This window comes from Mycobacterium colombiense, assembly GCF_001672755.1.
Lineage (GTDB): Bacteria > Actinomycetota > Actinomycetes > Mycobacteriales > Mycobacteriaceae > Mycobacterium > Mycobacterium colombiense_C.
In genome coordinates this window covers 53,169-62,402 of sequence record NZ_LZKI01000131.1, presented here as the reverse complement: position 1 = coordinate 62,402, position 9,234 = coordinate 53,169, and the positions used below count along the sequence as shown (strand labels likewise).

Below are 9,234 nucleotides of genomic sequence, written 5' to 3'. Positions count from 1 at the left end.
CTCCGGGCAAAAACATCATCGGCGAGTCGTCGTCCGGAGCGGACCCGAAACCCATTGCGGCACCGGTGAACTCGGCGTCATCGTAATTCCCGTAGTCGAAGATCTCCTGCACGGTGATCGAAGAGACCCGGGTGGTCAGGCTCACCGCCGAGTTCACCGGTGCCGCAATGGGTTTCGGGTCCGCTCCGGACGACGACTCGCCGATGATGTTTTTGCCCGGAGTCATCGTGTCGATGTGGGGCGGTCAGGTCCGCAGCCTGGCGGACAACCTGGGCATCGAGCTCGACGAGGTGCGTCAGCGCGTCGAACCTTGGTACACGCCTGAGCGCATCGACTGCACGATGATGACGGTGCAGCCGGGGCGGATGGCCGCGGTCCGGTTCGCCACCGAGGGCGTCCGCGGCGGCGAACCCGTCATCACCCTCGAGCACGTCACCAGGCTCACCCAGGCCGCGGCACCCGACTGGGAATTCCCGCCCGAGGGTCATACCGGGGTGCATCGTGTCGTCGTGCAGGGCGAGCCGCGGGTCGAAATCAACACCCACGTTTCCCATCCGCTGTTCGATTCCACTGATGCCGGTTGCATTTCGACGGCCGGTCGCGTCGTGAACGCTATCGATTGGGTGTGCCGCGCGCCCCAGGGGCTCATCGGTGTCGAGGACATTCCGCTCTCGGCGACCATGCGCGGCGTGATGTGGAAAGAGCGCTAGCCGCCCTTACTGAGATCGCATCAAGCCCATAGGCTGAGCTGTTGGATGGGCATTCGTCTGGCGGCCGAATTTCGCGTGTTCGCGCCCCGGCGCGCGCGGTAACGGATACAAAAGAGCTGACTTCTCGAAGGAGAGCCTTATGAATACGGTCCGGATGTCCGCGCTCGGCTTGACGGCCACCGCGTTGTTGATCGGCACGACGGTGGTGGGCTGCGGCGGGGACAAGAGTCCCACGGCGTCATCGGGTTCGGCCTCGTCGTCCGGTTCGGCCGCCTCGTCGGGCTCCCCGACCAGCGCGGCTCCCGCGTCACCGGGGGCGCCGGCGGACTACAGCAATCTGCTGATCAAGCCCAGCGACGTCGGCCCCAACGCCACCGTCGACGGGCCGCCGACCCAGAATCCCAGCGGTATCACCGGCGTGGGACAGGTTTTCAAGAACCCCGACGGCAAGCGCACCATCATCGACACGATCGCGGTATTCCCCGATGCGGCCACGGCCACTCAGACCGCGTCGAACATGCGCGACGTCGTCGGCAAGAAGGTCAATGGGCAGCAGCAACCCATCGACGTCGGCACCAACGGGTTCATGGTGATCGGGCAGGGAACCGATCCGGCCAACCCGATGGAGATCTCCGAGGCGGTGTTCGTCGAGGGCAGGGCCATGGTCGACCTGGAGTCCGACTGTGTCATCGGCAATCCCACGCCGGCCGACACCATGCTCGATCTCGCCCGTAAGCAAGAGGCCGCGGTCAAGGCGGGCTTGCCGGCCAGCTGAGCCGCCGCTCGTTACAAGGGCCAGCTGTCCGGCTGCACCTCGTAGCGCAAGGCGGCGGCCGGAGGTAGCGGCTGACGGTCGTTGACCGAGATCGCGTCGACCACGAGGGCGACATAGCGTCGCCAGCCGTCGCTGCCCGCATCCATGGTCGACAGCACGCCGAAGAGCATCGCGACCAGGCGGGGCAGGTCGTCAGTGACCAGGTCGGCGCGAATGCTGCCGACTCGCTGTCCTTCGCGGGCGAGCTCGCCGAGCGCAGCATTGAGCGAAACCGAGATGTCGGACGTGAGCGAGCCGGCCCTGCGTGCGGCGGTCAGCAGGTGGTGTTCGCGGGCGCCCAGCGATATCGCGGCTTCGATCAGTTGAGTCAGACCGCGCAGCGGATCCTTCGCCAAGCGGGCACGGTCGATCACCGGCGTCAGGTCCTCGGCGATGCTCTGCTCCAGAGCGGCAAGGACGAGGTCGGCCTTCGCCGGAAACCTGCGGTAGAGGGTTCGCTCGCCGACACCCGCGCGCCGCGCGACGGCCTCCACCGGCGCATCGGGTCCCAGCTCGGCATAGACCTCGCGCGCCGCGCGCAGGATGCGCTCGACATTGCGCGCGGCGTCGGCCCGCAACGGCCGGTCCTCAACCGCGGTCATGGTGACAGCCTATCTGACGGTTGACTGACAACTAGCCTGGCTTTACAGTCTATAACTGGCAGGCATCTGACACTTAATAGGAAACGCGGTTCATGTCAACAACTTCCGAAGTCCGCTCGGACGCTGATCTCCCCGTGCTGCCCTTACCGCGGCCCGCACGCTGCCCGCTCACGCCCCCGTCCGAATTCGGGGACTGGCGGGAACAACCCGGACTCCGAAAGGCGATGTTCCAGGGCAACCCGGTCTGGGTGGTCAGCCGCTACCAGGACATCAGGGCGGCGCTGGTCGATCCGCGCTTGTCCGCGAAGACAATTCCGGACTCGATCATGCCGAAGGACGAGGAGAACAAGGTCCCGGTGATGTTCGCGCGGACCGACGATCCCGAGCACCATCGGTTGCGGCGCATGATGACGAGCAACTTCACCTTCCGGCGTTGCGAATCGATGCGACCGCTTATTCAGGAATGGGTCGACCACTATCTCGGCCAGATGGTCAACAATGGCGCCCCGGCCGACCTGGTGCGTGAATTCGCCCTGCCGGTCCCGTCGATGGTGATCGCGCTGCTGCTGGGGGTGCCGCCCGAAGACCTCGAACTCTTCCAGTTCAACACAACCAAGGGGCTCGACCAGAAATCCACCGACGAGGAAAGGGGACTGGCGTTCGGGGCCATGTACGCCTACATCCAGGAACTGGTGGAGCGCAAGGCGCGCGAACCCCGGGACGACCTGATCAGCCGGCTGGTCACCGAATACGTGGCGACGGGCCAACTCGACCACGCCACCACGGCGATGAACAGCGTGATCATGATGCAGGCCGGTCACGAAACCACCGCCAACATGATCTCGCTGGGAACGGTTGCGCTGCTGGAACATCCCGAGGTGTTCGAGCGACTCGGGCAAAGCGACGACCCGGCCGTCATCGCCAACATCGTCGAAGAACTCATGCGCTACCTCAGCATCGTGCACAGCCAGGTGGACCGCATCGCGACCGAAGACCTGATGATCGGTGGCCAGCTGATTCGCGCGGGGGAGTACGTGTTGATGAGCCTGCTCGCCGGGAACTGGGACGTCGAGTTCGTCGACAATCCCGAATCGTTCGATGTCGACCGAAACACCCGCGGGCACTTGGGCTTCGGCTACGGCGTGCATCAATGCATCGGCGCGAACCTGGCCCGCGTCGAAATGCAGGTCGCGTTTGCCACGCTGGCGCGCCGCCTGCCCGGGCTCAGACTGGCGGTGCCGCCGGAGCAGCTGAGGTTCAAAGACGCCAACATCTATGGCATGAAAGAACTTCCGGTGAGCTGGTGAGTGGCGAGCTGAGGTTTGACGACCAGGTCGCCGTCATCACCGGCGCCGGTGGCGGGCTGGGCAAGCAGTACGCGCTGCTGCTGGCGTCCCGTGGCGCGCGCGTCGTGGTCAACGACTTGGGTGGCTCGGTGACCGGAGCCGGCACCGACAGCCGGGCCGCCGACACCGCGGCCGCAGAGATCCGCGACCTGGGCGGCGACGCCGTAGCGGACGGTCACAGCGTCACCAGTCCCGAAGGCGGACAGGCGATCATCGACACCGCGCTGAACGCCTGGGGACGCGTCGACATCGTGATCAACAACGCCGGCATCGTCGGCGACGCGCCGTTCGAGGACATGACCGCCGAACGGTTCGAGCCGCTGCTGGACGTGCATCTCAAGGGCGCGTTCTACGTCACGAGGCCGGCCTGGAAAGTCATGCGCGGGCAGGGATATGGCCGCATCCTCCATACCTGCTCGGCCGCAGGGATACTCGGGGCGGCCCGAATGAGCAACTACGGGTCGGCCAAGACCGGGTTGATCGGCCTGACCCGCGTGCTGGCCGCCGAAGGCGCCGACCACAACATCAAGGTCAATGCGATCGCCCCGATCGCCTACACCCGGATGCTGGCGCACTCGGTGGATGGCGCCGCGCAGCCGGACGATCCCGCCGCACAGGCGGTGCTGGACGACCTTGTGGGCCAATATCTTCAAAAGCTCGATCCGGCGCTGGTGGCGCCGGTGGCCGCCTTCCTGACCCATCGTGACTGTCCGGTGTCGGGGGAGATCTACACCGTTGGCGCAGGCCATGTTTCGCGGTTCTTCATCGGCAGGACAAAGGGCTTCTACCGTCCCGGGTTGTCCATCGAGGACGTGCGCGACCACCTCGCGGAAATCCGCGACGAAACCGGCTACACGGTGCCGGGCGGAACCGCCGACGAGATGAGCGAGCTTTTCGCGACCATCATGGCCGGCCTCAGCAACTGAACGCCGTGCCGACACCGTCCGGTGGTGGCGCCGGCTTCAGGCAGCCGAACGGCTCGATGCCGGCCGGGCTGAATTTGGCCGCCGACTGGTGCGCGTAATTGACGCAATACAGACCGGACTGGTCGGCGCGGCAACGGTCGTCACCGAACGACAGCGAATCGCCGTTCGCCAGTTGCGGTCCGTTGCCGTTGATGAACGGACCGGGATCGGCCCGGGCGGATCCCACCTGCAGGCTCACCCCGTCGAAGCCGATCCAGCCGCCTTGCCACTGGCCGTAGGCCGTCGCGGGCGCCGGCGGCGGGTTGGTCAGACTCACCAGGCAGGCCAGCGCGCCGCCGGTGTGTTTGGCGTCGGTCATGCAGGAGACCTTGCCCGTCATCGCCGTCAGTGCGATGTCGGCGCCCAGTGGCGTGGCCACCCCGTCGCGCGTGGCCGTGTGAAAGCGGCCCGGATCGGCCTGGTGACCGGCCTCGATCCAGGCGATGACGTCGGAGATCGCCGCTCCCGCGGCCGGTGCGGCGGCTGGTCCCGGTGTTCTGCTTCCCGGCACGCCGGCGCCGGTCGATGCCTGGGTGGTGCTTCCGGTGGGCTCGGAATGGCCGCCCGTGGTGTGTGAGCACCCTGCCACCAGTAATGACGCAGCGATCACCGCAGCTATCCGCATTCAGTCAGGCTAACCGCCGCGCCGGGCAATTAAGGCGCTGCGCGCGCGTTACGACCGTCATGTCGGTTACCGTCGGGTTATGCACCAGCGCACTGTCCGCGCACGCACGGCCATCGGCACCGTCGAAGGCTTCACCCGCGACGGGGTCACTCGGTGGCGGTCGATCCCGTACGCCCGTCCACCGGTGGGAAACCTGCGCTTCCGGGCGCCGCAGCCGGCCCAGCCGTGGTCGGGTGTCCGGCACTGCCATGGCTTCGGCAACTGCGCCCCCCAGCAGCGCCGCTACACCCTGCTCGGCATGTCGGGTTTGGGAGGCCGCTACCAGCCGATGAGCGAGGACTGCCTCACCCTGAACGTCGTGGCACCCGAGGGTGCGGTCGAGGGTCCACTGCCCGTCATGGTGTTCATCCACGGCGGCGGCTATTTCCTGGGCAGCTCGGCTACGCCGCTGTACGACGGCGCTGCCCTGGCACGTCGGGGATGTGTCTACGTCTCGGTGAACTACCGGCTGGGCGCGCTGGGGTGCGTTGACTTCTCGTCCCTGTCGACGCCGGACATCACCATCGACAGCAACCTTTACCTGCGCGACCTGGTGCTGGCGCTGCAGTGGATTCGCGACAACATCGCGGGATTCGGCGGTGACCCGGACAACGTCACCATCTTCGGCGAGAGCGCCGGCGCGTGCATCACCGCCTCACTGCTGGCGGTGCCCGCCGCCAAAGGCCTGTTTGCCAGGGCGATCTCGGAGAGTCCGGCCTCGGGACTGGTGCGGTCGCAAGAGGTTGCCGCGGAGTTCGCCAACCGCTTCGCCAACCTGCTCGGGGTGCGAAGGCAGGACGCGGCCAACGCGCTGATGTCGGTGTCCGCCGCCCAACTGGTGGAAACCCAGCATCAATTGATCGACGAGGGCATGCGGAACAGGCTAGGCGCCTTCCCGATCGGCCCCGTCTTCGGTGACGACATCCTGCCGCTGGATCCGGTGGAGGCGATGCGGCGCGGCGAGGCCCACCGGGTCCCGCTGATCGTGGGCACGAACGCCGAGGAGGGACGGTTGTTCACCCGATTCCTGGCGATGTTGCCGACCAACGAGACGATGGTCGAGGAGCTGCTCGCCGAGGCGGAACCCGCTATCCGCGAACGCATTACCGCCGCGTATCCCGACTACCCCGAGCGGGCGGCATGCATCCAGCTCGGCGGTGACTTCGCGTTCGCGTCGGCGGCCTGGCAGATCGCGGAGGCCCACGGCACGCACGCGCCGACGTACCTCTACCGCTACGACTACGCACCGCGCACACTGCGCTGGTCCGGTTTCGGAGCCACCCATGCCACCGAGTTGCTCGCGGTCTTCGACGTCTACCGCACCAGATTCGGCGCGTTGTTGACCGCGGCTGCGGATCAGCGGGCCGCGTTGCGGGTGAGCAATCAGGTGCAGCGGCGCTGGCGGGACTTCAGCCGCACCGGCGTGCCGGGGAAGGACTGGCCCCTCTACACCGCCGGCGAGCGGGCCGTGATGGTCTTCGACCGCAAGTCCCGCGTCGAGTTCGATCCGCATCCGCATCGCCGAATGGCATGGGACGGCTTCTCACTGGCGCGTTGACCTGGCACGCTAACCCTCATGCATGCCGAGACCGAGCAAGTCATCGAACGACCGAGTGACCTCACCGCCTCCTGGCTGGCCGCGGTCATCGGCACCGGACCCATCGCCGACTTCTCGGTGGAACGCATCGGTACCGGTCAGATGAGCGAGTGCTACCGAGTCCGGCTGAGCTATGCCGAGGGGCCCTCGGAGGGACCCGAGTCGGTGGTGCTGAAGGTCGCGGCCACCGACCCGATCAGTCGGCAGACGGGGCTGGCGCTAGGGCTCTACGAGCGGGAGGTGCGCTTCTACGGCGACATCGCGCCGCGGCTGGGTGGGCCCATCGCGCCCTGCTACCACGCGGCGGTCGACACCTCGACGGGCGTGTTCGACCTGCTACTGGGTGATGCCGGGCCGGCCGTCGTCGGCGATGAAATCGCCGGCGCCACAGTCGAACAGGCCCGCCTGGGGGCGGACGAATTGGGCCGGCTGCACGGGCCCCTGCTCGGCGACGCCTCGCTGGCCGAGGCGCCGTGGCTCAACCGTGAGCCTCCGCTGAACCAGGCCGTGATCACCCCGCTGTACGCCGGCTTCGTCGACCGCTACGGCGACCAGATCGCGCCGGAGCACCGCGTGGTGTGCGAACGCCTGGTGGCCACGTTCGACGGCTACCTGGCCCAGGAAGGGGAGGAGCCCGAGCGCCGCCGCCTCCAGGGCCTGGTGCACGGCGACTACCGCCTGGACAACATGCTGTTCGGTATCGACGGCGCCGATCGCGCGCTGACGGTGGTCGATTGGCAGACCGTGTCCTGGGGTCCGCCACTGACCGACCTGGCCTACTTCCTCGGTTGCGCGTTGCCCACCGAGGACCGCCGGCAGCACTACGGCGCGCTGCTGCGTGCCTACCACGAGGCGCTGGGTCCGCAGGCACCGCTCACGCTGGCCGATGTCGCCGGCGGGGTGCGCCGGCAGAGCTTCTTCGGGGTGATGATGGCGATCGTCTCGTCCATGCTGGTCGAGCGCACCGACCGCGGCGACCGGATGTTCATGACGATGCTGCAACGGCACTGCGACCATGTGCTCGACACGGACGCGCTGTCGACCCTGCCCGCACCGGTCGCGCCCGAGCCGTTGCGGCCGTCGGACGAGGACGAACTCGCCCACGATGCCACCGCCGAACCGCTGTGGAGCGAGAGCTGGTACGCCGACTTCGCCGACGCGGCACAGGGTTTGGGCGGCTGGTTCCGCCTGGGCCGGGTGGCCAACGAGCAGACCGCCTGGGTGCACGTCCTGTTGTGCGGCCCCGACATGCCCACCGTCGCCGTCGACGCGCAGGTGCCGCTGCCGTCGGACCCGTGGGCGGTGCGCACCGAGGACTTCGAGCTCGGCCATTCCGCCGAGGTGCCGCTGCAGAGCTACCGCGTCGACGTGCGGGCGCGGGGCCAGGCCTACGCCGATCCGTCCGCGTTGTTGCGCGGGGAGCCTGGAACGCCGGTCGAGATGGTCCTGAACCTGGTGTGGGCCACCGACGGCACGCCGTACAAGTACGGGCTGACGACGCGCTACGAAATTCCGTGCACCGTGTCGGGCACCGTCACGATCGACGACAAGGGCTACCGTCTGGAATCCGTTCCCGGGCAGCGTGATCACTCGTGGGGCGTGCGCGATTGGTGGGGCATGGACTGGATCTGGAGCGCGCTGCACCTGGACGACGGCACCCACCTGCACGGCGTGAACATCCGCATTCCCGGGGCACCCGCGTTCAGCATCGGCTACGAACAGGGCGCCGACGGCAAGGTCACCGAGCTGCAGAACGTTGACTCGCGAGAATCGTTCGCCGACAACGGTTTACCGCTCGATGCGACTTTGCGGCTCGCGCCGGCGGAGATCACCGCGGACGTGAACGTGCGCGGTCAGGCGCCGGTCCGGCTCGTCGCGACGGACGGGCGGGTCAGCCAGTTCCCCCGGGTCTGGGCCACGATCAGCACGGCCGACGGGCGCAGCGGTGTGGGCTGGCTGGAATGGAACCGCAATCTCGGCGACCGCACGTAGGTGAACGGATCGGCCCCCGTCGTGGTGATGGGCGTCTCCGGATCGGGCAAGTCGACGGTAGGGGCGGCGCTCGCGCAGCGCTTGCGGGTTCCGTTCGTCGACGCCGACACCCTGCATCCGGCCGCCAACATCGCCAAGATGGCGGCCGGCGAGCCGCTCGACGATGGTGACCGCTATCCCTGGTTGGAGCGGGTCGGCGACTGGTTGGCGGCCCACCGCGACGGCGGCGTGGTGAGTTGTTCGGCGCTGAAGCGCAAATATCGCGACCAGTTGCGCGCGCACTGCCCGGGCGCGGAGTTCCTGCACCTCTCGGGATCGGCCGAGCTGATCGGCGGCCGGTTGGCGACCCGGACCGACCACTTCATGCCGGCCGCGCTGCTGCGCTCGCAACTGGACACGCTGGAACCGCTCGGTCCCGACGAGGCCGGCATGACCGTCGACGTGGGCCCCGATGTCGACGCGATCGTGGATACCGTCGTACAGACTCGCGGGTAGCCGGGACCTGCCCAACCGTGTAGCATTGTGCTACAGATTGTAACGAAGT

At 67.6% G+C, this 9,234-nt stretch carries 8 protein-coding genes and 1 pseudogene; 7 read left to right on the top strand and 2 right to left on the bottom strand.

Features of this window, described 5'->3' with window-relative positions; translation table 11 throughout:
- Window positions 1-146 precede the first annotated feature (146 nt).
- Together A5708_RS17890 and A5708_RS17885 are read left to right on the top strand one after the other, a co-directional pair.
- Window positions 147-710: pseudogene (locus tag A5708_RS17890) on the top strand (dihydrodipicolinate reductase); the annotation flags it as partial.
- A 139-nt stretch (window positions 711-849) separates the two neighbouring features.
- A complete protein-coding gene (locus tag A5708_RS17885) occupies window positions 850-1,485 on the top strand; it encodes a hypothetical protein (protein WP_065029909.1) in 636 nt (211 codons plus the stop codon).
- Between the two features lie 11 nt (window positions 1,486-1,496).
- On the opposite strand, the gene A5708_RS17880 is transcribed toward A5708_RS17885, so the two are convergent.
- The gene (locus tag A5708_RS17880) at window positions 1,497-2,126 is read right to left on the bottom strand and encodes a TetR/AcrR family transcriptional regulator (RefSeq protein WP_065029908.1); all 630 of its coding nucleotides are present in this window, start codon (window positions 2,124-2,126) and stop codon (window positions 1,497-1,499) included.
- 92 nt (window positions 2,127-2,218) lie between these two features.
- Between A5708_RS17880 and A5708_RS27615 the strand changes: the two genes are divergently transcribed.
- A complete protein-coding gene (locus A5708_RS27615) occupies window positions 2,219-3,433 on the top strand; it encodes a cytochrome P450 (RefSeq protein ID WP_065029907.1) in 1,215 nt (404 codons plus the stop codon).
- A complete protein-coding gene (locus A5708_RS17870) occupies window positions 3,430-4,398 on the top strand; it encodes an SDR family NAD(P)-dependent oxidoreductase (protein WP_231117948.1) in 969 nt (322 codons plus the stop codon). The genes A5708_RS27615 and A5708_RS17870 overlap by 4 nt, the downstream gene beginning before the upstream one ends.
- Here the strand turns inward: A5708_RS17870 and A5708_RS17865 are convergent.
- A complete protein-coding gene (locus A5708_RS17865) occupies window positions 4,388-5,062 on the bottom strand; it encodes a hypothetical protein (protein ID WP_065029906.1) in 675 nt (224 codons plus the stop codon). The genes A5708_RS17870 and A5708_RS17865 overlap by 11 nt on opposite strands.
- Before the next feature lie 79 nt (window positions 5,063-5,141).
- Here A5708_RS17865 and A5708_RS17860 point away from each other — a divergent pair, with 79 nt between their 5' ends.
- From A5708_RS17860 to A5708_RS17850, 3 genes are read left to right on the top strand one after another with little or no spacing between them, the layout of a single operon-like run.
- Window positions 5,142-6,659 (top strand): carboxylesterase/lipase family protein, encoded by a 1,518-nt coding sequence (locus tag A5708_RS17860; RefSeq protein ID WP_065029905.1) that lies wholly within the window; start codon window positions 5,142-5,144, stop codon window positions 6,657-6,659.
- A gap of 18 nt (window positions 6,660-6,677) precedes the next feature.
- Window positions 6,678-8,690, top strand: a complete 2,013-nt coding sequence (locus A5708_RS17855; protein WP_065029904.1) for a phosphotransferase — start codon at window positions 6,678-6,680, stop codon at window positions 8,688-8,690.
- Window positions 8,691-9,185: a gluconokinase gene (locus A5708_RS17850; RefSeq protein WP_065029903.1), complete on the top strand. Its 495-nt coding sequence runs from the start codon at window positions 8,691-8,693 to the stop codon at window positions 9,183-9,185.
- The last annotated feature ends 49 nt before the right edge of the window (window positions 9,186-9,234 follow it).

Excerpts from the sequence above, each read along its gene's own strand:
- A5708_RS17885 (WP_065029909.1), top strand. The coding sequence starts at position 850 with ATGAATACGGTCCGGATGTCCGCGCTCGGCTTGACGGCCACCGCGTTG.
- A5708_RS17880 (WP_065029908.1), bottom strand. The coding sequence starts at position 2,126 with ATGACCGCGGTTGAGGACCGGCCGTTGCGGGCCGACGCCGCGCGCAAT.
- A5708_RS27615 (WP_065029907.1), top strand. The coding sequence starts at position 2,219 with ATGTCAACAACTTCCGAAGTCCGCTCGGACGCTGATCTCCCCGTGCTG.
- A5708_RS17865 (WP_065029906.1), bottom strand. The coding sequence starts at position 5,062 with ATGCGGATAGCTGCGGTGATCGCTGCGTCATTACTGGTGGCAGGGTGC.
- A5708_RS17860 (WP_065029905.1), top strand. The coding sequence starts at position 5,142 with ATGCACCAGCGCACTGTCCGCGCACGCACGGCCATCGGCACCGTCGAA.
- A5708_RS17855 (WP_065029904.1), top strand. The coding sequence starts at position 6,678 with ATGCATGCCGAGACCGAGCAAGTCATCGAACGACCGAGTGACCTCACC.